Consider the following 26,432-nt stretch of genomic DNA (forward strand, 5'->3'; position numbering starts at 1 on the left):
GCCGACGTTTGCGAAATCCGCCACGGCTGCTCGTCTTGATCCCGGCAATCGCGGCAAATCTGCTCGCGTGGACAGATCCCGCGCAAGCCTATCGGCCCTTCGACGGCACCGATGCCGCCGTCGCGAAAAAAGGCGAAATGGAGATCGAATTGCAACCCGCTGGACGGTTGCACGACGCGAGCGGAACAAGCCTTGTCGCGCCGGCTACTGTCATCAACTACGGCCTGACCGACGATTGGGAGGCTGTGCTCGAAGGTCAAGGTCAGACGCCGCTTTCGCCGCCAAGTCCGACAAGCCTGACAGCAGCGGGAGCGTTTCTCAAACATGTGCTCGTACCCGGCAGCCTGCAGGACAAAACCGGCCCAAGCATCGCAACCGAATTTGGCGTCCTTGTTCCGGATAGCACCGGCAATTCCGGTGTCGGCGCGAGCCTGGCCGGCATCGTCTCGCAGCGCTGGGATTGGGGTACGATTCACCTCAACGCGGAGACCGCTCTCACGCGAGATCATCATGGCGATCTGTTCCTCGGCGCCATCGTCGAAGGACCATCGAAATGGACCGTTCGCCCGGTCGCCGAGATTTTCTACGAAAACGAGTTCGGGAAGCAGGAGACGTTCTCAGGCCTGGTGGGGCTGATTTACCGCGTGAGCGACGATCTCAGCTTCGATGTCGCGGTTCGTCACGCACTCACGGGCGGGCACCCGGTCAACGAAATTCGCGCGGGCGTGACCTTCGGATTTCCGCTCTCCTTTTTCGAAGATCACGCCGCGCAACACCGGGCATCGCCAAGCTTGCCGAGATAGACTAATGGTCCCTGTTGGCCGGATGCGCGCGCCAATCCTGGCCGACAGTTTCGTGATCCTTGTTCACTTCGGCGCGGCCGGGTTGATTGTCCTCACCCCCCTGCGCCTTCCAATCGCGCCCGATTTTCACGTCTTCAGCACGGCTGCGATCCCGTTCACGGGCCTGGTCGGCTTGCTGCGGCGTTTGTGCCTGTTCAACGGCAGCGGATTGCGCCCGCGCGGCTCCCACGATTCCGCCTGTCGCGAACGCGAGAACCAATGCCGAGATGGTCAACAATAGTGACGGAGAGGCAAAGCTTCTCATGGATTCCTCCTTCTCTCGAACTAAGCGCTAACTCCCGGTCTGGGCCTTGGTTCGGAACACAACGCTGCTTCTGCTCCGCAAGGCGGCCGCCGGAACCAGGAAGAACGCATGGGACAGCATTCGGCCCGCCGATGACGTCGGCAGTGAACGGATCACATCAGCATCGAAGCGCGGCTCGAGGCCGAAATCTGCCGGTGCTCTGGTTCAAGCGGCATGGCTGGTTCGATTAGGTGGACAGGCGAAGTTGAAACACCGCCGCGTTATCGGCGTTGAGAACCTGCTTGCGGCTCTCTAAATCAGGACCTGCTCCACCCGCCCGTGCGGCGCTGTCGTTCCCACCGAAGAGTTCATCGCATGCGACCCCACATCATCTGCCACATGGGCACGTCGATCGACGGCCGGCTTCATCCCAGCCGCTTCACCAAGCCGGCCGCCGGCATCCCGGCCGACGTGCTGCGCTCCCACTATGAGAGGATCCATGACGGCTTCAATGCCGATGGCTGGATCATCGGCCGCGTCACCATGAACGAGATGGCCAAGGGGACCGAGCGGCAGTTCGCCAATACGCCCAAGCTGCCGCGCGAGGCGTATCTCGGCAACCGCAACGGCCGCAAACTCGCTGTCGGCATCGATCCGTCCGGCCGCGTCCATTTCGGCAAGGACAATGTCGGTGGCGATCACGCCGTTGCGGTGCTCGGCGAGCAGGTCTCTGACAGCCATCTCGCCGAGCTGCGCGAGGACGGCGCGTCCTACATCTTTGCCGGCCCGAAGGGCGACGATCTGGCGAGCGCGATGGCGCAGCTCGCGGCGCTGTTCGGCGCCAGGACGCTGCTGCTCGAAGGCGACGGCGGGATCAATGGCGCGTTCCTCAAGCACGGGCTGATCGACGAGTTCAGTACATTGATCCATCCGGCGGTCGACGGCGTCGCCGGATCGCAGAGCATCGTCGACTATCACGGCCCGGACGGCGACCGCCCCGGCGCCGGGCAGTCGCTCCGGCTCACGCACTGCGAGACGCTGGAAGGCGGCATGGTGTGGCTGCGTCACGCGGTGGAGCGCGCGCCGGGCTGAGTCGCCTACTGCTGCGGACTCTCGACCCAGCCGCTCCGGCACGCGGCGACGAAGAACGCAACGCCGCGCGCCACATGGGCGTCGATCTCCGGGTCGAGCGCTTTCAGGTCGACTTCGTACAGAGCCCGCATCAGCATCGGCACCGCGATGATGTCGAGGAACAGGCGCGACGTGGTCGGCAGGTGCTCCGGCGCGAAGGCCGGCAGCTTGCCGAGCTCGTCGGATCGCGTCAGGTCGCGCAGCAGGTGAACGCCGAGCTCGGTGGCCAGCGCGCGCGCCCTGCGGTTGACGGTGGCGGCGAGATCCGGGAAGCGATGCGCCTCCGCGATGGCAAGCCGCATCAGGCCGATCCGGTCGGCGTCGAGCCCCCAATGCAACAGGGTCGAGGCGACGCTGGTGAGGCGTTCCTCCACTGTCGCGCCGAGCGGCGCGTCCGCCTTGAACTCGGCGATGCGTGACAGGATGTCCCGCGTCACCACCTCGGTGAACAGCGCGCGCTTGTCGCGGAAGCGCGCATAGATGGTGCGCTTGCCGGAGCGCGCGGCCTCGGCGATCTCGTCGATGCTGGCGCCTTCGAAGCCGCGCTGCAGGAACACCTTGCGCGCGGCATCGAGGATGCGCGCGTCGACCTCGCCGGCCAATTCCTTTGGCGGCCGGCCGGCGCGCACCTCGATCCGCCCGGTCGCCGTCCTGGTCTTGGGCGCCCGCGGCATCTTCAGGGTACTGGTGGTCATCAGACTTCCCCGGGTTCCATGGGCCGGCCCGGCCGGCAACATCAAGCAATATAGCCTTATCACATCTAGTTGTAAATAGAACGATACAGTTCCGTTTCTATTGACGCTGCGCTGCCGCGAGACTATTTGCCGCACAGAACGGAACGGTACCGTTCCCTTTTTCGAAAACCTTGCAGACCTCGCCCGACAGCAGGAGCAGCCATCATGTTCGAAGACACTGTTTTGGAGCGCGACCAAAGAGGGCACGAGAGCATCGAGGGTTCAGCCTCGGCACCCGCCTCACACGAGCCCAACGTCACATCCGAGCGGTCGGAGGTCACCGCGCGGGCGCCCGCGCAGGAGCGCCCCGCAAGCAAGGAGCCCGCGCCGCCGGAAACGGTCACGCCGGAGGTCACGCCGCAGCGGCGCGGCTTCCTGCGCCGCCGTCCGGTCGTCTCCGCGATCGGCGCCGTGCTGCTCGCCGCCACGCTCGGCGGCGGCACCCTCTACATGGACTACACCGGGCATTTCGAATCCACCGACGACGCCTTCATCGCGGCGCGGCAGTTCGCGCTCGCGCCAAAAGTCTCCGGCTACATCACTGCGGTTCCGGTCACCGACAACCAGCACATCGCCGCCGGCGACGTGATCGCGCGCATCGACGACCGCGACTATCGCGTCGCGCTGGCGCAGGCCGAGGCGCAGGTCGCGGCCGCGCAGGCCAGCATCCAGAATGTCGATGCGCAGCTCGACGTGCAGCAGGCGCAGATATCAGCCAACCAGGCCCAGGTCGACCAGGCCCAGGCGGCGCTGACCTTCGCCCAGCAGCAGGCGACGCGCTACCAGCATCTGGAGCAGACCGGCTACGGCACCGTGCAGAACTCCGAACAGTACACCTCGCAACTGCATCAGCAGCAGGCGTCTCTGCTGAGCGCGCAGGCGACGCTCAACCTGGCGCAGCGCCAGGTGGAATCGCTGAAGGCGCAGCGCAAGAGCGCGGTCGCAAACCTTGCCCAGGCCGAGGCCCAGCGCGACCAGGCAGAGCTCAATCTCTCCTATACGACGGTCACCGCCGCGCAGCCGGGTCGCGTCGTCAACCTGTCGGCGGCGGTCGGCCAGTTCGCGCAGGCCGGCACCAATCTCACGATGTTCGTGCCCGACCAGACCTGGGTCACCGCGAACTTCAAGGAGATCCAGCTCGACCAGATGCGTCCGGGCGAGAAGGTGACGCTGAACATCGACGCTTATCCGGGCCGTACGATCAACGGCCATGTCGAAAGTGTGCAGCCGGGATCGGGCACCGCGTTCTCGCTGCTGCCGGCGCAGAACGCCACCGGCAACTACGTCAAGATCGTGCAGCGCGTGCCGGTCAAGATCGTGATGGACAATCCGCCGACCGACGTCGCGCTCGGCCCGGGCATGTCTGTCGTCCCGACGGTGCGGATCAACCCCGCGCCGTCGCTGCTCGAGCGTCTTGAGAAGTTGAATTTTAGGAGGCTGTAATGAGCGCGGCCGCAATCGACGCCAAAGGTATCCCGGCTCCGAGCGTTGCCGTCAATCCCTGGCTGATCGCCATCGTGGTTGCGCTCGCAAGCTTCATGGAGGTGCTCGACACCACCATCGCCAACGTCGCGCTGCCCTATATCGCGGGCGGCATGGGCGTGAGCGAGGACGAAGCGTCCTGGGTGGTCACGACCTATCTGGTGTCCAACGCCATCATCCTGACTGCCTCCGGCTTTCTCGCCAAAATGCTGGGACGGAAGACGTTCTTCCTGATCTGCCTCGGCATCTTCACCGTCAGCTCGATCCTGTGCGGCTTCGCGCCCAATCTGAACGCCCTGCTGCTGTTCCGCATCCTGCAGGGTCTCGGCGGCGGCGGCATGGTTCCGGTGGCGCAGTCGATCCTCGCCGACGCCTTCCCGCCGGCCAAGCGCGGCCAGGCGTTTGCGGTGTTCGGCATCGCCGTGGTGGTGGCGCCGGTGGTCGGGCCGACGCTCGGCGGCTGGCTGTCCGACAATCTGTCCTGGCACTGGTGCTTCCTGATCAACGCGCCGGTCGGCGTGTTCGCGATCGCGCTGATCGCAGCCGTGCTGCAGGAGCCCGCGAAGGCCAAGGGAGCGCAGAAGGCCGCGCAGCCGCAGAACAACAGCTTCGATTTCATCGGCTTCGCGCTGGTTGCGACCTTCCTCGGCGCGCTCGAGGTGACGCTCGACCGCGGCCTCGAGGACGACTGGTTCTCTTCGCCCTTCATCATCACCTTTGCGGCGATCAGCGCCACGGCGTTCGTGCTGATGATCCCGTGGGAGATGACCCGCCGCAATCCGATGATCGACCTGCGCATGGTCGCAACCCGGCAGTTCGGCGCCTGCTTCCTGGTGATGCTGGCGACCGGCGCCATCCTGCTCGCGACCACCCAGTTCCTGCCGCAGCTGGTGCAGCAGGATTTCGGCTACACCGCGACCTGGGCCGGCCTCGTGCTTTCGCCCGGCGGCGTGGTCACCATGGTGATGATGTTCGCGGTCGGCCGGCTCGCTGCCAAGGTGCAGCCGAAATATTTGATCGTCGCCGGCGCGCTGGTGATCGCCGCCTCGATGTACAGCATGACCAACGTGTACGGCGACCTCGGCTTCTGGTTCATGGCGCGCTCGCGCATGCTGATCGGCGTCGGTTTGCCCTTGATCTTCGTGCCGATCATGGCAGCGTCCTATGACGGCATTCCGCCCGACAAGACCGACCAGGCCTCCGCGCTGATCAACGCGGCGCGCAACACCGGCGGCTCGATCGGCGTCTCGATCGTCTCCAACGTGCTGACCCATCGCCAGCAGTTCCACCAGAGCCGGCTGGTGGAGCAGGTGACGCCGTCGAGCCCGCAATATCAGGACACGCTGCACCAGGTCACCGATTTCTTCGTCGCCCAGGGCAATTCGCTGGCGCAGGCGCACCAGCAGGCGATCCAGTGGATCGGGCAGCAGGTGCAGACCCAGGCCTCGTTCCTGTCCTACATGGACGCGTTCTGGGTCTTGATGCTGATCGCGCTCTCGGCGATCCCGCTGGCGCTGACCTTGCGCAAGGTCAAGCTCGGCGGCCCCGCCCCCGTCGGCCATTGACGAGATGCTGAGGTCAAGTGCGATACACCCGCGCCACGGATCGGCGCGGGCGTATCGATTCGGGATCGTCGCGACGCAGATCAAATGCCGCCGGTGGCGGCGACGATCGTGTCTCTCAGCCAGCGATGCGCCGGCAGATCGTCGAAGCGGCGGTGCCAGCTCATGACACTCTGCAACTTCGATGCATCGAACGGCAGCTCCCGCATCTCGATCGGATAGGCGCGGCGGAATTCGAGCGCGAGCTTGCGCCCGAGGATCGCAACCATGTTCGATTGCACCAGGACCGCGCCGGCGGATAGATACGGCACATCGGTCGCAATGGTGCGGCTCGCCTTGCGCGCCCGCAGCCACGCGTCGATGAAATCGAGATCTTCGCCGCTGGAAGTGATCGCAAGGTGCGGCAGCTCGACCAGCGTCTCGCCGGTCAGTTTCTTGCGCAACGCCGGATGACCGGCCCTCAGCACCGCGACGAAGCGGTCCTCGATCAACCGGCAGGAGGCGAAGCGCTCGCCCTCCAGCGCGCGCGCAGAGATCGCGAGGTCGAGCTCGCCGCGATCGAGCCTGTCGGCGAGATTGAGCGTCCCGCTCGGCACCAGCGTCAGTCGCACCCTGGGCGCCTGCGCGCGCACCGCCGCGATGATCGAGCCGGCCGCGACCACCGCGGCATAATTGTTGACGGCAATGGTGAAGCGCCGTTCCGCCTGCGCCGGATCGAAACGATCTCCCTCGACCGCGAGTTGCAGCTCGCTGAGCGCCTTGCGGACCGGCAGCGCGAGCGCTTCCGCCCGCGGCGTCGGCAGCATGCCGGACGGCGTGCGGACGAACAACTGATCCTTCAGCGCATGACGCAGCCGGTTCAGCGCGTGGCTCACGGCGGGCTGGCTGATGGCAAGCGCGCCGGCCGCGCGCACCACGCTGCGCTCGCGCATGACGGCGTCGAACACCAGCAGCAGATTGAGGTCCAGATTGCGCATCCGCATGCCGTCATCATGCATGATATGAATTAATGGATAAAGACAATTCATTTGAATAATATCGGGCCAAAGCCCAGCTTCCGGGCATGTCCGAAAGCCCGCACAGCGCAATCGCAGCCCGGCCCCGTCGCGTCACCACGGGCGTGCTGGTCGGCGTCCTGGTCGCCCCCGATGCCGCGTCCATCGCCGTGCCGGAAACCTTCGCGCGCTGGCGCCGCCTTACGCCGCTTGCGACATGGCTACCGATCGAGCTCCGCGAAGCGAGCTATGCCGGCATTCTGAGCGGCGTCGCCGCCGCACTCGATCGCGTCGGCATGATCCCGCGGCAGCTGATCCTGCTCGGCGAGGGATCGGTCGCACGGCACATGCTCGAACTGGCGCTGCGGGGCGAGCTGCCCTGTGGCGGCATTGTCGCGATCGACGTCGCCTCCGACGCACTGCCGTTTCACATCGTGCCGACGGTGACCGCGATCCGGCTCGTCGTTCATCGCACCGACGATGCGCCGCAAGGCAGCCTGATCGGCGCATTGCGCGCCGCCGATCTCGACGCACGCATCATCCACCTCGATTTGACCGCCGGCCGCGGAACGGAAGCGGCCGCAGCGAGTGCAACTGAAACCTTCGTCCTGGAGCTGGTCGCAACCATCGGCCGCCGGACAACCGATGGAGTTGGCAATCCATGACATCGAAGACCTTCAAGATCGCGTGCGCGAGCCTGGTGGCCGCCGCCGCAATCGGCGCAGGCGCCTATGTCGCGCATCGCGGCGCAATGGATCATGCACTGGCAGCGACGCAGTCCGCCGCGGCCACACCCGTCGTTCCGGTGACGGCGGCGAAGGTGCTGCAGCACGACGTGCCGATCGTGCTCGAAGGGCTGGGCACCGTGACGCCGATCAACACGGCCACGATACGCACCCAGGTGCAGGGCACGCTCGACAGCGTCGATTTCGTCGAGGGCAAGCAGGTGAAGCGCGGTGACGTGCTCGCCAAGATCGACCCGCGGGTCTACGAGGCCCAGGTCGACCAGGCCGAGGCCGCGCTGGCGCGCGACGAGGCGAGCCTGAAGAACGCCAGGACCAATCTGGCGCGAACCCAGCCGCTCGCCAATCGCGGCTTTGCGACCCAGCAACTGCTCGACACCCAGGATTCGCAGGTCACGCAGGGCGAAGGCACGGTCGCGCTCGACAAGGCGGCGCTGGAAGCCGCGCAGACCCAGCTGAGCTTCGCCACGATCACCGCGCCATTTGACGGCGTCACCGGCATCCGCCGCATCGATCCCGGCAACATCGTGCACCCGACCGACACCAACGGGCTCGTGGTCCTCACCCAGCTGCAGCCGATCGCGGTGATCTTCACGCTGCCGTCCGGCGAGATCCCGGGCGTACGGCAGGCGCTGGCGTCCGGAGACGCCTCGGTCGACGTCTATGATGCACAGAACAAGCGCAAGCTCGACCACGGCAGCCTGATGCTGATCAACAACCAGGTCGACAGCACGAGCGGCACGGTGCAGCTCAAGGCGTCCTTTCCCAATGCCGGCAACACGCTGTGGCCCGGCACCTTCGTCAACGTCCATTTGACGATCGCGGTTCGCCACGACGCGCTCACCGTGCCGCTGACGGCGGTGCGCCAGGGACCGGACGGCAGCTTCGCCTATGTGGTTGGCGCAAACAACATCGTCAGCGTCCGCAATGTCACGACCGGCCAATCGCGCGACGGGCAGGTCCTGATCGAGCAGGGCCTCGCTGCGAACGAGACCGTCGTCACCGCGGGTCAGTACCGGCTCAATCCGGGGACGACGGTCGAGATCGTGCCCGATGACAAGAAAGACCAGGTGCAGGACGCAACTACCGCCAGCGCAGGGATGCTGCCATGAACGTCTCCGCAGGTTTTATCCGCAAGCCCGTCGCCACCGCCTTTCTGGCCATCGCCATCGTGCTGGTCGGCATGATCGCCTTCGTGCGGCTGCCGGTCTCGGCGCTGCCGACGGTGGATACCCCGACCATCCAGGTCACCGCGCAATTGCCCGGCGCCGATCCGCAGACCATGGCCTCCTCGGTCGCGACGCCGCTGGAGCGGCAGTTCGGCCAGATCGCAGGCCTCACCGGCATGAGCTCGAGCAGCGGGCTCGGCAACACCCAGATCACGCTGCAATTCGCGCTGAACCGCAGCGTCGATGCGGCCGCGCAGGACGTGCAGACCGCGATCGATGCGGCATCGGGGCAATTGCCCAAGACCATGCCGTCGCCGCCGACCTTCCACAAGGTCAACCCAGCCGACGTGCCGGTGCTGCTGATCGCGCTGATGTCGGACACCGAGCCGCTGACCAAGGTCGACGACTATGCCGACAGCATCCTGGCGCAAAAATTGTCGCAGGTGCCGGGCGTCTCGCTCGTCACCATCGGCGGCATGCAGAAGCCGTCGATCCGGGTGCAGGTCAATCCGGCCAAGCTCGCCGCCGCCGGGCTCGATCTCGAGCAATTGCGCACCACGCTCGGCAACATCACCGTGAATCAGCCCAAGGGCGTGCTCTACGGCAGCCAGCAGGCCTATACGCTCGCCACCAACGACCAGGTGCTGGTCGCGAGCAAGTATGACGATCTGATCATCGCCTATCGCAACGGCGCGCCGGTCCGCTTGCGCGATATCGGGCATGCCGTGGTGGCGGCCGAGGACATCACGCTGCATGGCTGGTACAACGACAAGCCCGCCGTCATCCTCGCGATCCAGCGCCAGCCCGGCGCCAACGTGATCAGCACTGTCGACGGCATCAAGAAGCTGCTGCCGCAGCTGGTCGCGAGCCTGCCGTCCGACATCAAGGTCCAGATCGCCTCCGACCGCACCCAGACCATCCGCGCCAGCGTCGCCGACGTTCAGCTCACTTTGGTGCTGACCATCGCGCTGGTGGTCGGCGTGATCTTCCTGTTCCTGCGCAATCTGTGGGCGACCATCATCCCCGCGGTCTCGGTCCCGATCTCGCTGATCGGCACCTTCGGCGTGATGTATCTGCTCAACTACAGCCTCGACAATCTGTCGCTGATGGGCCTGTCGATCGCGGTCGGCTTCGTCGTCGACGATGCCATCGTGATGATCGAGAATATCTCGCGGCATATCGAGGAGGGTCTCTCTCCAATGCAGGCCGCCCTGAAGGGGGCCGGCGAGATCGGCTTCACCATCATCTCGATCTCGGTCTCGCTGATCGCGGTGTTCATTCCGCTGCTGCTGATGGGCGGGGTGATCGGCCGCATGTTCCAGGAGTTCGCCGTCACGGTGTGCGTTGCCATCGTGGTGTCGGTGATCGTCTCGGTGACGCTGACGCCGATGATGTGCGCCTATCTGCTGTCGCCGCACCAGGGCGCCGAGGCCGGGGCGGTGTCGCGCGCGCTGGAACGCGGTTTCGTTGCGATCCAGGCCGCCTACGAGGCCGTGCTTGCCAGGGCGTTGCGCTACAAGGCCACCACCATGTCGATCATGCTGGCAAGCGTCGTGGTGACCGGCTTGCTGTTCGTGGCCATCCCCAAGGGCTTCTTCCCGCAGCAGGACACCGGCATGATCACCGGCATCACCGAGGCCTCGGCGGACATCTCGCCGGCGCAGATGGCGACGCTGCAACGCAGTGTCATCGACGTCATCGCCAAGAACCCCGCGGTCGCCAATGCGACCGGCTATATCGGACCGGGCGGCCCGACCGTGACCGAGAACAACGGCCGCCTGTTCGTGCTGTTGAAGCCGCGCAACGAGCGCAATGCTTCCGCCGACCAGGTGATCCGGCAGCTCGACACCGCGCTGCAGAAGATCAAGGGGATGTCGGTGTTCATGCAGGCGACGCAGGACATCAATCTCGCCAGCCGGCTGTCCAAGACACAGTATCAGTTCACCCTCACCGACGTGAACCAGGACGAGCTCAATCTGTGGGCCGGCAAGCTGTATCAGAAGCTGAAGACGTTGCCGGAACTGGCCGACGTCGCCACCGACCAGGCCAACGCCGCGCGTCAGCTCAAGCTGCAGATCGACCGCGACGCGGCCTCCCGCCTCGGCATCGATCCGGCCGCGGTGGACAACACACTGTATGATTCATTCGGCCAGCGTCACGTCGCCCAGCTGTTCACGACACTCAACACCTATTACGTGATCCTCGAGGTCGATCCGTCGTTCCAGCTCGGTCCCTATGCGCTCAACCGAATCTACGTCCGCTCGTCCGCGGGGACGATGGTGCCCTTGAGCCAGATCGCGAGCATCGATTACGGCACCGCGCCGCTCTCAGTGAACCACCAGAGCCAGTTTCCGTCGGTCACGCTGAGCTTCAACCTGGCGCCGGGCACGGCGGTGGGGACCGCGGTCGCGGCGGTCCAGAAAGCGACCGCCGACCTGCACGTGCCGTCGACCGTGATCACCAGCTTCCAGGGCAATGCGCAGGCGTTCCAGGCCGCGCTCGCGTCGACGCCGATCCTGATCCTGGCCGCGGTGGTCGCCGTCTATCTGATCCTCGGCATGCTCTATGAGAGCACGATCCATCCGATCACGATCCTCTCGACCCTGCCGTCCGCCGGGCTCGGCGCCCTGCTCGCGCTGTGGGCCTTCGGCTTCGGGCTCGACGTGATCGGGCTGGTCGGCATCATCCTGCTGATCGGCATCGTGCAGAAGAACGGCATCATGCTGATCGATTTCGCGCTGGAGGCCGAACGCCACCAGCATCTCCCTGCCGAGCAGTCGGTCTACATGGCCTGCAAGGCGCGCTTCCGCCCGATCCTGATGACGACGATGTGCGCGATGCTCGGCGGCGTCCCGCTGATGATCGGCACCGGCACCGGATCGGAGCTGCGCCAGCCGCTCGGCTTTGCCATCGTCGGCGGCCTGATCGTCTCGCAGCTGATGACGCTATTCACGACGCCTGTCGTGTACATCTATCTCGATGGCTTGACCCAATGGATCAACCGAATGCGCCGCGGCCGTGCGGGTGAGCCTGCGGCACATCCGACATTGTCGACCTGAACGCTGCCGGGGAGACGCGCATGGACATGCGTCATATCGAGATGCGGTGGACGATGGGAGTGCGCGAGGCCGCATTGCGGTTCTGGACGATCAGGACCGCGGCTGCAGTGCTGGGCGAACTCGGAGGCCATGCCGTCGCGGGCAAGGGGAGCCACGTCCTGGCCGCGGCCGGCGTGGTGGCGATCGGGGGCCTGTATGCGCGCGATCGTGCCGGTCGGATCGCCTTCTGGCCGGTGCTTGTCGGCGTCCTGGTCGTCAGCGCGGCATTGGCCCAGATGGCGGACCGGTCGCTCGGGATCGGCGATCTTGTCGCCTCGGTTCAGCTGGCGGCGCTGTTCGCGCTCGCCCTGATCGTCTGGGCCCGGGTGGCGGGAACGACAGGGTTCCTCTGCGTCGGCTCGGTCCGCGACCAGGCTCCGTTCTGGATCGTCGCGATGCTGGCGCAGGCATTCGCCAGTTCGTTGGCCGACTGGGTGGTGGGCCCCGGTCAGAGCGGCTCGTCCATCGTGCTTCTGGCCGTCGCGATCGGCCTGCCGGCGGTGGCCGCGGCCCGATGGGCGCGGATCGCGCGTCCCGCGCTGTTCTGGACCGCGTTCGTGTTGACCGGGATTCTCGGCGCGCTATGGGGCGACATGCTGATCCGCCTGATCGGAGTCGGCCAGGCGCTCTCCACCTGACGCACGATGAGACTGGGTCGAATCGTCATCTCGCTTCTGCTGCGCCATGGCTGGGCAGCCCCGCGCAGCGCGCCGCCGCAATCACCGCGCGTCTCTCAGGCTGCCCTGCGGCGCTGGCCGCGCCACCATAGGCCGAAGGCGATCGTGACCGCGGCGGCCAGCGAGAACCAGGTGATGGCGTATTGCATGTGGTCGTCCTTCAGCCGCACCTTGAGCGGTCCAGGCTTCGGCGTGCCGCTGTCAGGCACCGGCGCCTCGAGGTCGATATAGAACGGCGCGACCTCGCCCCAGCCGAGCGCCTGCGCCATCGCGCGATGATCGCGCACGAACCACAGCCGCTTCGCCGGATCTTCCTTCGGCGTCAGCCGGCCCGGCGGCTCGGGAAAGCGGATGTAGCCGGTCAGCTCGACCGGTGCGCCGGTGACGAGGCGGCCGGTGACGCGATCCTCGAAGGCACGGTCCTGCATCGTGTTCTGGACGAAGCCGGTGTTGACCACGACGGTCTCGCCGCTGGCGAGCTTGGCCGGCAGGAACGCCCAGGTGCCGGGTCCCGCGACATCGTCGCGCACCGCGGAGCCGGAGCTGAAGACCATCGCGTCCGGCTGTTTGACGTAGGTCGCGGTCAGCGTGACGCGGCGGAATTCATCCTTGGCCGAGGTCACCGCAGGCCACGCCGACGGCGACGGCAGCGCCTCGGTCGGGGCGGCCAGCCGCTCGTCGAGCGCGGCGATCAGCGCATGCTTCTCGACTCTGCGCTGCAACTGCCAAACGCCGAGGGCGATGAACACCGCGATCAGGATCAGCGTGAAAATACCGAAGCCGGCCGCGCTCGGCCGCTGAGAGCCTTTTGACGCGTTTCCTCCGCGCGAACCAGTGACCACTTCGCTGGAAAACGCCTTGTTCGTCGCATCATTCATTGCGGGTCGCGCTCGACCAATTGGCCTTCGGCGGCCTTGTGGTGGAATTGCAGCGCGACCAGCAGCGCCTTCATCGAACGCAGCGGCAGGATCGTGGTGACCACGATCAACGGCAGCCACAGCGCGGCGTGAACCCAGAACGGCGGCTGGTACTTCACCTCGACGATCAGCGCCGCCGCGACCACGATGGCGCCGGCCAGCATGATGACGAAGATCGCCGGCCCGTCGCCGGCATCGATGAAGGCGAAGTCGAGGCCGCAGGCCTGGCAGCGCGGCGCCAGGGTCAGGAAGCCGGAATAGAGCTTACCCTTGCCGCAGCGCGGGCAGCGGCAGGCAATGCCGCGCAGCGCGCTTTCGGTCACAGTGGGTGGGGTATCCGTCATCGGTTCTCTTCAAAAGCAAAGGGGCAGCCATCAGGCCGCCCCTTCTTAGCACGTCAGTGAGGTTAGTGTGCGCCGTGCGCCATCGACTCGGCGCCGTGGCCCCAGACGTAGATGCAGATGAACAGGAACAGCCAGACCACGTCGACGAAGTGCCAGTACCAGGCGGCGAACTCGAAGCCGAGGTGCTGCTTCGGCGTGAAGTGGCCGGCATAGGCGCGGATCAGGCAGACCAAGAGGAAGATGGTGCCGACCAGCACGTGGAAGCCGTGGAACCCGGTCGCCATGAAGAAGGTCGAGCCGTAGACGTTGCCGCCGAACGAGAACGTCGCATGGGCGTACTCATAGGCCTGCACGCAGGTGAAGCAGGCGCCGAGGATCACGGTGAGGATCAGGCCCTGCTTGAGGCCCTGGCGGTCGTTCTCCAGCAGCGCATGGTGCGCCCAGGTGACGGTCGTGCCCGAGGTCAGAAGCAGCAGCGTGTTGAGCAGCGGCAGATGCCAGGGATCGAAGGTCTCGATGCCATGCGGCGGCCAGGTGCCGGGAACCGAGCAGGCGCCCATCGCCGTGCCGGCACCGCAACCGAACACCGCATCGCGGGTGGCATGCACCGCATCGGCCGGGAACAGCGCCGAATTGAAGAACGCCCAGAACCAGGCGACGAAGAACATTACTTCGGAGGCGATGAACAGGATCATGCCGTAGCGATGGCTGATCTGGACCACGCGGGTGTGGTCGCCCTTGTACTGGGCTTCCTTGATCACGTCGCCCCACCAGCTCGCCATGGTGTAGAGCACGCCGATGGTGCCGACGCCGAACACGATCGGCGCGGCGGAGAACATGTGGTGCATCCAGCCGATCGCACCGAGCGCCATGATGAAGGCCGAGACCGAGCCGACCACCGGCCACGGGCTCGGGTCGACGAGATGATAGTCGTGATGCTTGACTTGCGCCTCAGCCATTGCCGTCTCTCCATTCGCGTGCCGCAAGGCACGTCTTAATCTTAGAATTCCAGAACTAGCCGCCCTTGCGCTGCTCCGCCTCGCCCGCAGCCACGGGCTTCGGCGCGGCGTCGCGCACGGGGAAGAAGGTGTAGGACAAGGTGATGTTCTTCAGCGTGTCGTTCTCGCTGTCCTTGGCCAGCGCGGGATCGACATAGAACACCACGGCCATCTCGCGCTTTTCGCCCGGCGCCATGGTCTGTTCGGTGAAGCAGAAGCAGTTGATCTTCTGGAAATAGGCGCCGACCGTCAGCGGCGCGACGTTGTAGGCGGCTTGTCCCGTCGTGGTGCGCGCCGACTGGTTGGTCACGGTGTAATAGACCGTGACGACCTGGCCGATCTTGACGTCGATCGTGGTCTGCTCGGCCTCGAACTTCCAGGGCAGGCCCGGCGCGACGTTGGAATCGAAGCTGACCGAAATGGTGCGCGCCAGCGGCGCATCCGTCGGCACCGAGGTCGCGACCTGGGTGGTGCCGTTGAAGCCGGTGGTGCGGCAGAACCAATTGTAGAACGGCACGGCCGCGTAGGACGCACCGACCATCAGCACCACGACGAAGCCGCAGATCGACGCGACCATGGCGTCGCGCGTCAGCATGCGGCGCGTGACCTTGGCGCCCTCGCCTTGCGGAGCCTGCGGTGCGCCCTGGTTCGCCATCTCACTCACAGCGGCCGCACCAGCACGGCCGGCCCCTTGACTAGGGTGACGGCGAAGAACAGCACGACCATGACGCCGAGCGCGAGCGCAATGGCGATCGAGCGCTGGCGACGGCTCCTGAGCTGCGCCTCGGTGAGGACGATTCCTTCTGGTTCGCGTTTCTCGTCCATTGGTATCCCATGCGCCCCCATCTTGCCCTCCGGCGTCCCTACCCGATGAAGACCGGCAGCATCGCGCGGACGACCACCTCGGCGAGGAGGACGGCAAACAGCGCGAACAGATAGAGGATCGAGAACGCGAACAGCCGGCGCGTGGCGCGGTTGGCCGCAACACCCTCACGGCGGCGATAGACCTCGATGGCGAGCCACAGCATGCCGGCGCCTGCTACCAGCGAGGTGACGCCGTAGATCGCGTCGAAATAGCCGAGCGGCCACGGCGCCAGCGCGATCGCGACCAGCACGACGGTGTAGAGCAGAATCTGCAGCCGGGTCGCGTCGGGACCGGCGACCACCGGCAGCATCGGGATGCCGGCGCGCGCGTAGTCGTCGCTGCGGAACAGCGCCAGCGCCCAGAAGTGCGGCGGGGTCCAGAAGAAGATGATCAGGAACAGCAGGATCGGCTCGACCGAGAGCGAGCCGGTCGCGGCCGCCCAAGCCACCACCGGCGGCAGCGCGCCGGCAGCACCGCCGATCACGATGTTCTGCGCGGTCCAGCGCTTCAGCAGCATCGTGTAGATCACGGCATAGAAGAAGATGGTGAAGGCAAGCAGCGCGCCCGCGACCCAGTTGACCAGGATGCCGAGCGTCATCACCGAGAAGAAGGCGAGCGTCAGGCCGAAGGCGGCCGCCTCGGCCGAGGTGATGCGGCCGCGCGGGATCGGCCGGTTGGCGGTGCGCGACATCAAGGCGTCGACGTCGCTCTCATAGGCCATGTTGAGCGCGCCCGAGGCGCCGGCGCCGACGGCGATGCAAAGGATCGAGGTGAACGCCAGCACCGGATGCACATGCACCGGCGCGATCATCAGCCCGACCAGCGCGGTGAAGATCACAAGCGACATCACGCGCGGCTTCAGCAGCGCGATGTAGTCGCCCACTTCGGCCTCGGAAATCCGGGGCAGCTCGATGGCGTTGTGATCGACAACCGACAAGATCAGGTCTCACTTCTCTCAAAAGGCGCGGCGCACCCAGGGTGCGCCGCGTTGTTCTGGACTTACTGCACGCGGGGCAGCACTTCGAACTGGTGGAACGGCGGCGGCGAGGTCAGCGTCCACTCCAGCGTGGTCGCACCGGCACCCCACGGGTTGTTCGCGGCCTGCTCCTTGCGGACGAAGGCATCGATCACGCCGTAGATGAAGATCAGCACGCCGATGCCGGAGATGTAGGAGCCCCAGGAGGAGATCAGGTTCCAGCCGGCGAACGCATCCGGATAGTCGACGTAGCGGCGCGGCATACCCGACAGGCCGAGGAAGTGCTGCGGGAAAAACACCAGGTTGACGCCGATGAAGGTGAACCAGAAGTGCGCCTTGGCGATCCGCTCCGAGTACATGTAGCCGAACATCTTCGGGAACCAGTAGTACCAGCCGGCGAAGATGCCGAACACGGCGCCGAGCGACAGCACGTAGTGGAAGTGCGCCACCACGTAATAGGTGTCCTGCAGCACGCGGTCGACGCCGGCATTGGCCAGCACCACGCCGGTGACGCCGCCGACGGTGAACAGGAAGATGAAGCCGATCGCCCAGATCATCGGCGCCTTGAACTCGATCGAGCCGCCCCACATCGTGGCGATCCACGAGAAGATCTTCACGCCGGTCGGCACCGCGATCACCATCGTGGCAGCGACGAAATAGGCCTGCGTCGCCGACGACATGCCGACGGTGTACATGTGGTGCGCCCACACCACGAAGCCGATGCCGCCGATCGCGACCATGGCGTAGGCCATGCCGAGATAGCCGAACACGGGCTTGCGCGAGAAGGTAGAGACGATCTGGCTGACCATGCCGAAGGCCGGCAGGATCAGGATGTACACTTCGGGGTGGCCGAAGAACCAGAACAGGTGCTGGAACAGCACGGGATCGCCGCCGCCGTCAGCCGCAAAGAAGGTGGTGCCGAAATTGCGGTCGGTCAGCAGCATGGTGATCGCACCGGCGAGCACCGGCAGCGACAACAGCAGCAGGAACACGGTCACCAGGATCGACCACACGAACAGCGGCATCTTGTGCAGGGTCATGCCCGGCGCGCGCATGTTGAAGATCGTGGTGATGAAGTTGATGGCGCCGAGGATCGACGACGCACCGGCGAGATGCAGCGACAGGATCGCGAAATCGACTGCCGGACCGGGATGGCCCGAGGTCGACAGCGGCGCGTACATGGTCCAGCCCGCACCGACGCCGTTGGCGCCCGGCTCACCCTCGACGAAGGTGGAGAGCAGCAGCAGCGCGAACGAGGCCGGCAGCAGCCAGAACGAGATGTTGTTCATGCGCGGGAACGCCATGTCCGGCGCGCCGATCATCAGCGGCACCATCCAGTTGCCGAACCCGCCGATCATCGCCGGCATGACCATGAAGAAGATCATGATCAGACCGTGCGAGGTCACGAACACGTTATAAGTGTGCGTTTCGTGGAATATCTGGACGCCCGGGTACATCAACTCAGCACGGATCGCGATCGACATCGCAGCGCCGATGATGCCCGCGATCACCGCAAAGATAAGGTACATCGTACCGATATCCTTGTGGTTCGTGGAGTAGAGATAGCGCCGCCATCCGGTCGGATGGTGGGCGTGATCATCATGGGCGTGATCGTCGTGTGTCGCTGCGCCTGTCGCCATGTTCAAAATCCTGCCTTGCAGTCCCTCTTGGACCTTGCGGTCCCATCGCCCTTATTCCATCCGCGCCGCAAGCCTTGGGGCCTTAAGCCTTGGGGCCTTAACCCTTGGTGCCTTAACCCTTGGGGCTTACTGTGCCGCCTGACCAGCCGAGGCGTAGGAATTCGCCGGGTTGGTCGCAAACTTCTTCTTGGCCCCTTCAACCCAGGTCGCGAATTCCTGGTCGCTGACGACCCGGACCGCGATCGGCATGAAGGCATGGTCCTTGCCGCACAGTTCCGAGCACTGGCCGTAGAACACGCCGGTCTTGGTGGCCTTGAACCAGCTCTCGTTGAGGCGGCCGGGGACCGAGTCGATCTTCACGCCGAAGGCCGGCACCGCAAAGGAGTGGATCACATCGGCGCCAGTGGTCTGGATCCGCACCACCTTGTTGACCGGGACCACCATCTCGTTGTCGACGCCGAGCAGGCGGGGCTGCTTGTCCTTGTCGAGCAGCGAGTCGAACTCGAACTTGCCGTTATCGGGGTAGGCGTATGACCAATACCACTGCTTGCCAGTGACCTTCACGGTGAGGTCCGGCTTCGGCACGTCGAGCTCCAGGAACAGGAGACGGAAGGACGGCACCGCGATGCCGACCAGGATCAGCACCGGGATCAGCGTCCAGGCCACTTCGATCAAGGTGTTGTGGGTGGTCCTGGAGGGGACCGGGTTGGCCTTGGCGTTGAACTTCACCACCACGATGACGAGCAGCGCCAGCACGAACAGGGTGATGACGGTGATCAGCACCAGCAGGAAATTGTGAAACCAGATGATGTTTTCCATCACCGGGGTCGCGGCTTCCTGCAGCGTGTGCTCCCACGGCGCCGGCTGCCCCATTTCGGCGAAGGCCGATCCCGCGGCAACTGACGCCACACCCGCCACCGCCAACCCCAGCAATTGCCTGCCCAACCGGCCAATCGACATCTTCATGCCGTTCGCGCTCCCTTGCATTATTCCCCAACGCACCCCCGGCACGTGACCGGAGATACAGCACGATCCGCCCTGACAAATGGCCTTCCGGACATACCCGTCTCTGAGTCAAGGTGGGTACGGGAGCCAGATCGCTAGAACGCGTCGAAATCCAGCCTCTCAAACCATAATTCGCAGGCGCTCGCAATGCAGTAGTACGGCCGAAAGCCATGCGCCTGCGATGAAGCTGCCGCTTGCGAATTTTCCCGCAAAATCAAGCGAAAGTCGCCGAAACGACGCCGCGCACTGTTGACAGGCGGATTGCCGGATGTACGCACAGACGGGATGGCTCGCAGGAACCTGATTCGCTGCGGGCTGCCCCAATCCAGCGCGGGAATGGCTTCAAGATCGCCTTCAAGGCGCCGTCATTGCGGTATCAGTCGGCTAACGAGCACGATCCGGAACAGGGATCACCGGTTTCCCGAAAAGATCATGCTCAAACAAAGAGATGAGATCATGATGCGGTTTTTGCAGGCGCATCCTGATCGTGCGTGTGAGCGGCGGCCGGGCGGACGGCCGGACCGACCGAACATCAAAGGATCGACCCGGATGGGCGCTTCGAACATTCAGGCCAGAGGTTTGCAGGCAAGGGATTTGCGTTTGACGGCGGCCTTCTGGCTCGGCGGTCTCATGATTCTGGCCCTCTGTTTTGGCCTGACCCGGCCGGCAAACGCGCAGGGCGCAGTGCGCTCGGTCCATGGCGATTGGCAGATCCGCTGCGACACCCCGCCGGGCGCCCAGGCCGAGCAATGCGCGCTGATCCAGAGCGTGGTAGCCGAAGACCGCTCCAATGCCGGCCTGACCGTGATCGTGCTGAAGACCGCCGACCAGAAGAGCCGCCTGATGCGCGTGGTGGCCCCGCTCGGTGTGCTCCTGCCCTCCGGCCTCGGCCTGAAGCTCGACAATCAGGACGTCGGCCGCGCCGGTTTTGTCCGATGCCTGCCCAATGGCTGCGTCGCCGAGGTCGTGATGGACGACAAGCTGCTCGGCCAGCTCAAGAGCGCCAAGACCGCGACATTCATCATCTTCGAGACCCCGGAAGAAGGTATCGGCTTTCCGCTCAGCCTGAATGGGCTCGCGGAGGGCTATGACAAATTGCCCTAGGCGAATTACAGCGTCCGCCAAGGCGCTCAAACCGGTGTTTGACGAGCCGTGCCGGGGGATGCCGACGAGCCGGAGAGCCCCGCCGCGGAAGGCGGATCGGCGCGCGGGCTGATGACGACAAGGTGACAATCGCGTGGGGCTGCCGTGATCGGCCGCATGGCCGCAGGCACTCCCGGTTTGCCACCCCGAACACTATCTTTGCCGATCGCCGTCCAGGCCTGAACCGGGACCGGCACAGGTTTCCGGGTTGTAAGGTGAGTTTTCCGCTCGTCTCTGCTTCAATCGCCCGAAAGTCCTGCTGCGGGTTCCGCACTGGCAATCAGCTGCGCTTCAGGCAAGGATGACAAGGAATCGCAAGGAATCGCATTGCGTCGGAGTGACCATGACCAATCCTGCCACCACCTCCCTGCTCGACCGCGCCAATCTGGACCGCGATGCCGTCCGCCGCGAGGTGTCCCGCGGACTTGAAGGCGCCGACGACGGCGAGCTGTTCCTGGAGTTCGGGCAGACCGAAGCGCTGGTGTTCGACAATGGCCGGCTGAAACAGGCGACCTATGACACCTCGCAAGGCTTCGGCCTGCGTGCCGTCAAGGACGACGCGGTGGGCTATGCGCATTCCTCCGACGTCTCGATCCCGGCGCTGATTCGCGCGGCGGACGCGGTGGCGGCGGTGCGCGGCGGCTATGCCGGGACTTTCGCCGCGGCGCCGGCCCACACCAATGTCAGGCTCTACGGCGACGAGAACCCGCTGGATGGCCCGGCGTTCGAAGCAAAAGTCAAACTGCTCGGCGAGATCGACGCCTATGTCAGGGACAAGGATCCGCGGGTGCGGCAGGTCTCGGCCAGCCTCACTGCGACCTGGCAGGTGGTGGAGATCCTGCGGCCCGATGGCGAGAGCTATCGCGACATCCGCCCGCTGGTGCGCGTCAATATCTCCGTGGTCGCCGGCCATGGCGACCGGCAGGAGAGCGGCAGCAAGGGCTATGGCGGCCGCGAGGGCTATGACCGCTTCATCGAGACCAAGGCCTGGCGCGATGCCGCCGACGGCGCGCTGCGCGAGGCGCTGGTCAATCTCGAATCAGTGCCGGCGCCCGCCGGTGAGATGGATGTCGTGCTCGGGGCCGGCTGGCCCGGCGTGATGTTGCATGAGGCCGTCGGCCACGGGCTCGAGGGCGACTTCAACCGCAAGCAAACCTCCGCTTTCGCCGGCCTGATGGGCCAGCAGGTTGCGGCCAAGGGCGTCACCGTGGTCGATGACGGCACCATGGCGTCGCGCCGCGGCTCGCTGTCGATCGACGACGAGGGCACGCCGACCAACCGCACCGTGCTGATCGAGGACGGCGTCCTGGTCGGCTACATGCAGGACCGCCAGAATGCCCGGCTGATGGGCATGAAGCCGACCGGCAACGGCCGACGGCAGAGCTATGCCCATGTGCCGATGCCGCGCATGACCAACACCTACATGCTGGCGGGCGACCGCGACCCGGCCGAGATCATCGCCTCGGTGAAGAACGGCATGTATGCCGCCAATTTCGGCGGCGGCCAGGTCGACATCACCTCGGGCAAGTACGTGTTCCAGTGCACCGAGGCCTACAAGATCGAGAACGGCAAGCTTGGCGCGCCGCTGAAGGGCGCCATGCTGATCGGCAATGGACCGACCGATCTCCACAGGATCACCATGATCGGCAACGATCTTGCGCTGGATACGGGAATCGGCACCTGCGGCAAGAACGGCCAGGGCGTGCCGGTCGGCGTCGGCCAGCCGACGCTGCGGATGGAACGGATTACGGTCGGAGGAACAGGCTAGTGAGCAGCGGAAACGAAGTCGTGGCGGCCAAGCCGACCAGCTGGCGCGGGCAGGCCGTGCAACTCGCCGCGATCGTGGCCGTCGTGTTCCTTGCCAAGGGCGCGATCGCCGAGCCGTTCTACGTGCCGTCGGGCTCGATGGAACCGACGCTGCTGATCGGCGACGCGCTGGTCGCTTCGAAATTTCCCTACGGCTACGGCGCGGCGTCGCTGCCGATCCAGATCACGCTGCCGGAGACCGGCCGGGTGTTCGGCGAGACGCCGAAGCGCGGCGACGTCGTCGTGTTCCGCTGGCCGGGCGACCGCTCGCAGGCCTGGGTCAAGCGCGTGGTCGGGCTGCCCGGCGATCGCATCCAGATGCGGCAGGGTCAGCTCTTTATCAACGATCATGCGGCGGCGCTGAAGCCCGATGGCACCGGCTTTGCCGAGGATGATCGCGGCGGCGGCGAGGACGCCTACCGCTATATCGAGACGCTGCCGAACGGCGTCAGCCACGCGATCTTCAAGATCCGCGACAATGGCAGGCTGGACAACACCGCCGAAGTGACGGTGCCGCCCGGCAACCTGTTCGTGCTCGGCGATAACAGGGACAATTCCGCCGACAGCCGCGTGCCGGTGCGCGACGGCGGCGTCGGGCTGTTGCCGATCGACAATCTGATCGGCCGCGCCGATGCAGTGGTCGGTTCCTGGGACATGGGCATCCGCAGCCAGCCGGTCTGGACCTGGCTCTCCGGCTTCCGCCTCGCACGCTTCTTCACCTCGGTGCAGTAAACGCGTAGCCCGGATGGAGCGCAGCGCAATCCGGGATCTCTCACTCGGCAAGATGCCCCGGATTTCACTTCGCTCCATCCGGGCTACATTCTTTATGGGATGATTGCCGTGACCTTCGACGACATCAGGCACATCGCGCTGGCCTGGCCGGAGGTCGAGAATGGCTCGTCCTACGGCACGCCGGCGCTGAAGGTGCGCAAGAAGATGCTGGCGCGGCTCAAGGAAGACGGCGACAGCCTGGTGATGCCCGGCGTGCCGCCGGATGAGCGCGACATGCTGGTCGAGAGCCAGCCGACGGTGTTCTACTTCACCGATCACTACCGCGATTATCCGATCGTGCTGATCCGCCTGTCGAAGGCCAAGCGCACGACCGTCGAGCCGTTGCTGCGCCGGCACTGGCGCACGCTGGCATCGAAGAAGGCGGTCAGGGATTATGACGCGACCGGATAATCGTTTCTCGTCATTGCGAGCGGAGCGAAGCAATCCATCGTGCGGCACACGTGGGACCGTGGATTGCTTCGTCGCTTCGCTCCCCGCAATGACGGCTGAGAAGTCGAGGTATGACTCAAGACGAATTCCTCACAGCCGCGCTGCGCAACCCGGTCAATCAAGCGATAACAGACGAGCTGCACCGCGTTGCCCTGCCTGACGCCTGGCTGGTGTCCGGCTGCCTGGTGCAGACCGTGTGGAACGTGCTGACCGGCCGGCCGATCGATCACGGCATCAGCGACTACGACATCTTCTATTTCGGTCCGGACACGTCGTGGGAGGCCGAGGACGCAGTGATCCGCGAGCTGAAGGCACGGCTCGGCCATCTCGGGGTTGTGATCGAGGCGCGCAACCAGGCCCGCGTCCATCTCTGGTATCCCGACAAGCACGGCCTGCCCTACCCCGCGCTGTCGCGCTCAACCGACGGCATCGATCGCTTCCTCACCGCGACCACGCAGATCGGCATCCGCCGCAGCACCGATGGTTACGACGTCTATGCGCCGAACGGCTTCGACGATGTCGCCGGCATGATCGCGCGGCCGAACCTCACCGCGAATTTTTCCGCGGCGAACTATGCGAAGAAGGCGGCGCGGTGGAAGGCGCTATGGCCGGAGATCACGGTGCTGGCGGCGGCGTAGCCTGTCGTCCCTGCAAAAGCAGGACCCATACTCCGCGGCGGACGTGGCGAATGGGACTCGTCATTCCGGGATCGCACAACAAATTGCATCGGTGGTTATGGCCGGCTCCCGTGCGCAATTGCGCACGAGGCCGGGACGACAGATGTATGTGCGGCGCTAGCGCACCACACCCGACATGAATCCCGCCTTGCGGCGCGGCGGCTTGATCTCACCCGCACGGTTCTTGCGATGCTGCTTGCCTGATCTAGGCGTAGATGATCAAGCTCAAACTCACCAGGAAAATCACGGCAACGCCAAGCAAGACGGCCAGCAGGAACCAGTACCGGTCAAACATCGACGTCTCCAAAGGAGTTCTCCCAGCTTGTTGATTGGTGTCAGCGGACAGCCGCGAGATGCATATCGCCCAACGTCGTCGGCAGGCTGCGCGTAATGAGGTCGACAATCGCCCGGTGCAGGCCCTCATCGTTGCCATCGCCCGAGCTGATCGGAAAATTTCCGTCGACCGGCCGACTCGGACCGGCGAGCGGGACATTCCCCGCATTGCCCAGCGGCTGGGCCGCCTTCTTGTCGATGACGTCAAACGTCTTGCCGTCGATCACTCTGATTTCGTAGAGCGCATAGATCTGGCTGTAGGACTCCGTCACCGTGTGGTAGGTGATGAAGCCGACGCCTTCGACCTTTCGGTGGCCGCCACCGTAGGCCGCCTGCGCCTTGGTGATGACGATATACGCATCGAGCCCTTGCGGAGACACCTCGGTCCGAACCAGCTGCTTGAACGGATCGCCGCTAACAAGGTTGGCGGGCGTGAACACGGAATCCTTGATAGTGGCAAAGGCGGAACGGCTGTAGGTGACCGGCTGCACCTGAAAGCGGCCGCCCAGCGCCGCCGTCGCCTGCTGGACGATCAGATCATCAAGCCCCCACGGCTCGATCGGAAAGCTTTTGCTACCATTGTCCAGGCCCGTGAGCCCTCCCTTGGCGACGGTCACTTGATCGCCGACCGCCGAAATGATGCCGACGGTCTTGACCGCCTGCAGCTTGCTGTCGCTGGTCGCAAACGTCGCGCACCCGGCCACAGTTGCGGCGACAAGAACGACCGCCGCCAAGCTCGCACATCGACCGCTGCGTCGCATGGGCTCTCATTGAACCTTGACGTCGAATGAATAGGAGGCGCCGACGCCGAACGTGGTCTGATTTGCCGAGCCGCGGACCGTCACGATCGGGCTCTTCGCGGCGTCGCCGAGCAGTCGATCGTATTCGACATAGGAATGAACTTCCCACTTCGGATTGATCCGATACGACAGCTGCGCGCCGACACCGGCCGAATGCGCCCCGCCTTTGGCGTCAAAGACCGGCAGCCCGGTCGCCATCGCATGCACGGTATCGATGCTGAAATAGGGCGAGACCGCCTTCGCGGTCTCCAGCGTGAAGCGCGGTCCGGCGGAAACGGTGAAGCCGCCGAACACCGGCACGATGAAGTCCGCCGAGAAGTCGGAAACGATGCCGCGGTGCCCGCCGAGGCCCTGGCGCGTCTCGTTGCGCACACGAAACCAGTCGACCGGAAAGTATTCGACGAATCCGCCGAGCTCGAAGGCCGCGTTGACGTCAGCAAGACCGCTGAGCTCGGAATACCTGCTCGCTTTTCGCGACGACACGAACTTGCCGACGGGGCCGGCCCGAAAATCACCGAAGTCGACGATCGCGATGCTCGCGTTGTCGCGCGGGCTGCGAAACTGGTCGACGGTGCCGGGGCGACGGATCGCGAAAATCGGCACCGGGGCGAACTTGCCGTGGTTTGTACCCTCGAAATCCGGTCTGGACGCCCCGCTCGCGCCGATCATCACAGTCCAGTTGCCCGAGACCGAGGGCAGGAAAGGGACTGAAAAAGGCGGAGCCGGCAACGTGAACGCGGTTTGCGCGGCAGCCTGACCGGGAAAGGCCGCGACAACGCCGAATGCGGCAGGAAGAGCAGCAACGACGGCACGACGCGCGGTCTTCGCCGCGCAAGAACGGGAGAACTCTCGCATGGCGGAATGCTCAAAACCTCTGACCTTGGCCTTGTGGGAAGGGTTGCTGCATGGTCGCGGGTAGGTGGCCTGTGAACATTGCCCGAAGATTGCCGCGCCGCGAGCGCCCGCAAGGCGCGAAAGATTCGCGGCTTGTCTCGTCAAAGCGGACTGTCGACAAGCGCTGCGAGCGCTG

General features: G+C 65.2%; 26 protein-coding genes. 13 read left to right on the plus strand and 13 right to left on the minus strand.

The genetic code is table 11. From position 1 onward, the window contains the following. Positions 1-35 precede the first annotated feature (35 nt). Positions 36-803, plus strand: a complete 768-nt coding sequence (locus tag AC066Y_RS26165) for a hypothetical protein (protein ID WP_478276366.1) — start codon at positions 36-38, stop codon at positions 801-803. Between the two features lies 1 nt (position 804). Here AC066Y_RS26165 and AC066Y_RS26170 read toward each other — a convergent pair whose 3' ends face one another. Further along, entirely contained in the window at positions 805-1,107 is a 303-nt protein-coding gene (locus AC066Y_RS26170; protein ID WP_478276367.1) for a hypothetical protein, read from the minus strand. Positions 1,108-1,461: 354 nt separating this feature from the next. On the opposite strand from AC066Y_RS26170, the gene AC066Y_RS26175 reads away from it, so the two are divergent. Beyond that, complete coding sequence (locus tag AC066Y_RS26175; RefSeq protein ID WP_478276368.1) at positions 1,462-2,178, plus strand: dihydrofolate reductase family protein; 717 nt, start codon at positions 1,462-1,464, stop codon at positions 2,176-2,178. 5 nt (positions 2,179-2,183) lie between these two features. On the opposite strand, the gene AC066Y_RS26180 is transcribed toward AC066Y_RS26175, so the two are convergent. Further along, positions 2,184-2,912, minus strand: a complete 729-nt coding sequence (locus tag AC066Y_RS26180; RefSeq protein WP_478276369.1) for a TetR/AcrR family transcriptional regulator — start codon at positions 2,910-2,912, stop codon at positions 2,184-2,186. A 204-nt stretch (positions 2,913-3,116) separates the two neighbouring features. On the opposite strand from AC066Y_RS26180, the gene AC066Y_RS26185 reads away from it, so the two are divergent. Together AC066Y_RS26185 and AC066Y_RS26190 are read left to right on the plus strand one after the other, a co-directional pair. Continuing rightward, positions 3,117-4,394: an HlyD family secretion protein gene (locus tag AC066Y_RS26185; RefSeq protein ID WP_478276370.1), complete on the plus strand. Its 1,278-nt coding sequence runs from the start codon at positions 3,117-3,119 to the stop codon at positions 4,392-4,394. Next, the gene (locus AC066Y_RS26190; protein WP_478276371.1) at positions 4,394-5,998 is read left to right on the plus strand and encodes a DHA2 family efflux MFS transporter permease subunit; all 1,605 of its coding nucleotides are present in this window, start codon (positions 4,394-4,396) and stop codon (positions 5,996-5,998) included. The genes AC066Y_RS26185 and AC066Y_RS26190 overlap by 1 nt, the downstream gene beginning before the upstream one ends. 80 nt (positions 5,999-6,078) lie before the next feature. Here AC066Y_RS26190 and AC066Y_RS26195 read toward each other — a convergent pair whose 3' ends face one another. Then, a complete protein-coding gene (locus tag AC066Y_RS26195) occupies positions 6,079-6,978 on the minus strand; it encodes a LysR family transcriptional regulator (protein WP_478276372.1) in 900 nt (299 codons plus the stop codon). Between the two features lie 80 nt (positions 6,979-7,058). On the opposite strand from AC066Y_RS26195, the gene AC066Y_RS26200 reads away from it, so the two are divergent. Genes AC066Y_RS26200 through AC066Y_RS26215 form a run of 4 tightly spaced genes read left to right on the plus strand, consistent with a single transcriptional unit; the run spans position 7,059 to position 12,638 of the window. Then, a complete protein-coding gene (locus tag AC066Y_RS26200) occupies positions 7,059-7,655 on the plus strand; it encodes a hypothetical protein (RefSeq protein WP_478276373.1) in 597 nt (198 codons plus the stop codon). Further along, positions 7,652-8,845, plus strand: a complete 1,194-nt coding sequence (locus tag AC066Y_RS26205; protein WP_478276374.1) for an efflux RND transporter periplasmic adaptor subunit — start codon at positions 7,652-7,654, stop codon at positions 8,843-8,845. The genes AC066Y_RS26200 and AC066Y_RS26205 overlap by 4 nt, the downstream gene beginning before the upstream one ends. Next, positions 8,842-11,961 (plus strand): efflux RND transporter permease subunit, encoded by a 3,120-nt coding sequence (locus AC066Y_RS26210; RefSeq protein WP_478276375.1) that lies wholly within the window; start codon positions 8,842-8,844, stop codon positions 11,959-11,961. Before AC066Y_RS26205 ends, AC066Y_RS26210 begins: the two co-directional genes overlap by 4 nt. Before the next feature lie 20 nt (positions 11,962-11,981). Then, on the plus strand, positions 11,982-12,638 hold the full coding sequence (locus AC066Y_RS26215; protein WP_478276376.1) for a hypothetical protein: 657 nt from the start codon (positions 11,982-11,984) through the stop codon (positions 12,636-12,638). Positions 12,639-12,733: 95 nt separating this feature from the next. On the opposite strand, the gene AC066Y_RS26220 is transcribed toward AC066Y_RS26215, so the two are convergent. The 8 genes from AC066Y_RS26220 to coxB all read right to left on the minus strand — a co-directional run bounded on the left by AC066Y_RS26220 (position 12,734) and on the right by coxB (position 19,383). Then, positions 12,734-13,555: an SURF1 family protein gene (locus AC066Y_RS26220; protein ID WP_478276377.1), complete on the minus strand. Its 822-nt coding sequence runs from the start codon at positions 13,553-13,555 to the stop codon at positions 12,734-12,736. Beyond that, positions 13,552-13,938 (minus strand): DUF983 domain-containing protein, encoded by a 387-nt coding sequence (locus AC066Y_RS26225; RefSeq protein ID WP_478276378.1) that lies wholly within the window; start codon positions 13,936-13,938, stop codon positions 13,552-13,554. Before AC066Y_RS26225 ends, AC066Y_RS26220 begins: the two co-directional genes overlap by 4 nt. 62 nt (positions 13,939-14,000) lie before the next feature. Beyond that, a complete protein-coding gene (locus AC066Y_RS26230) occupies positions 14,001-14,897 on the minus strand; it encodes a cytochrome c oxidase subunit 3 (protein WP_092119134.1) in 897 nt (298 codons plus the stop codon). Between the two features lie 55 nt (positions 14,898-14,952). Beyond that, on the minus strand, positions 14,953-15,591 hold the full coding sequence (locus tag AC066Y_RS26235; RefSeq protein ID WP_478276409.1) for a cytochrome c oxidase assembly protein: 639 nt from the start codon (positions 15,589-15,591) through the stop codon (positions 14,953-14,955). Positions 15,592-15,596: 5 nt separating this feature from the next. Then, the gene (locus AC066Y_RS26240) at positions 15,597-15,761 is read right to left on the minus strand and encodes a CoxF protein (protein ID WP_092119139.1); all 165 of its coding nucleotides are present in this window, start codon (positions 15,759-15,761) and stop codon (positions 15,597-15,599) included. Positions 15,762-15,799: 38 nt separating this feature from the next. Next, positions 15,800-16,738, minus strand: coding sequence for a heme o synthase (locus AC066Y_RS26245; protein WP_478276379.1), 939 nt, complete (start codon positions 16,736-16,738; stop codon positions 15,800-15,802). A 62-nt stretch (positions 16,739-16,800) separates the two neighbouring features. Then, positions 16,801-18,417, minus strand: coding sequence for a cytochrome c oxidase subunit I (gene ctaD, locus AC066Y_RS26250; protein WP_478276380.1), 1,617 nt, complete (start codon positions 18,415-18,417; stop codon positions 16,801-16,803). Positions 18,418-18,543: 126 nt separating this feature from the next. Then, positions 18,544-19,383: a cytochrome c oxidase subunit II gene (gene coxB / locus AC066Y_RS26255; protein ID WP_298376010.1), complete on the minus strand. Its 840-nt coding sequence runs from the start codon at positions 19,381-19,383 to the stop codon at positions 18,544-18,546. 669 nt (positions 19,384-20,052) lie between these two features. Here coxB and AC066Y_RS26260 point away from each other — a divergent pair. The 5 genes from AC066Y_RS26260 to AC066Y_RS26280 all read left to right on the plus strand — a co-directional run bounded on the left by AC066Y_RS26260 (position 20,053) and on the right by AC066Y_RS26280 (position 24,230). Beyond that, positions 20,053-20,526: an invasion associated locus B family protein gene (locus AC066Y_RS26260; RefSeq protein ID WP_478276410.1), complete on the plus strand. Its 474-nt coding sequence runs from the start codon at positions 20,053-20,055 to the stop codon at positions 20,524-20,526. A gap of 382 nt (positions 20,527-20,908) precedes the next feature. Beyond that, positions 20,909-22,333, plus strand: coding sequence for a metalloprotease TldD (gene tldD / locus AC066Y_RS26265; RefSeq protein WP_478276381.1), 1,425 nt, complete (start codon positions 20,909-20,911; stop codon positions 22,331-22,333). Next, complete coding sequence (lepB, locus tag AC066Y_RS26270; RefSeq protein ID WP_375777316.1) at positions 22,333-23,103, plus strand: signal peptidase I; 771 nt, start codon at positions 22,333-22,335, stop codon at positions 23,101-23,103. Before tldD ends, lepB begins: the two co-directional genes overlap by 1 nt. Positions 23,104-23,211: 108 nt before the next feature. Beyond that, on the plus strand, positions 23,212-23,553 hold the full coding sequence (locus tag AC066Y_RS26275; protein WP_478276382.1) for an MmcQ/YjbR family DNA-binding protein: 342 nt from the start codon (positions 23,212-23,214) through the stop codon (positions 23,551-23,553). Between the two features lie 110 nt (positions 23,554-23,663). Beyond that, positions 23,664-24,230, plus strand: a complete 567-nt coding sequence (locus AC066Y_RS26280; protein ID WP_478276383.1) for a nucleotidyltransferase family protein — start codon at positions 23,664-23,666, stop codon at positions 24,228-24,230. Positions 24,231-24,604: 374 nt separating this feature from the next. On the opposite strand, the gene AC066Y_RS26285 is transcribed toward AC066Y_RS26280, so the two are convergent. Next, positions 24,605-25,219, minus strand: coding sequence for a hypothetical protein (locus AC066Y_RS26285; RefSeq protein WP_478276384.1), 615 nt, complete (start codon positions 25,217-25,219; stop codon positions 24,605-24,607). Positions 25,220-25,369: 150 nt separating this feature from the next. Next, positions 25,370-26,257, minus strand: coding sequence for a MipA/OmpV family protein (locus tag AC066Y_RS26290; RefSeq protein ID WP_478276385.1), 888 nt, complete (start codon positions 26,255-26,257; stop codon positions 25,370-25,372). Between the last annotated feature and the right edge of the window lie 175 nt (positions 26,258-26,432).

The organism is Bradyrhizobium sp. USDA3010, from assembly GCF_056429065.1.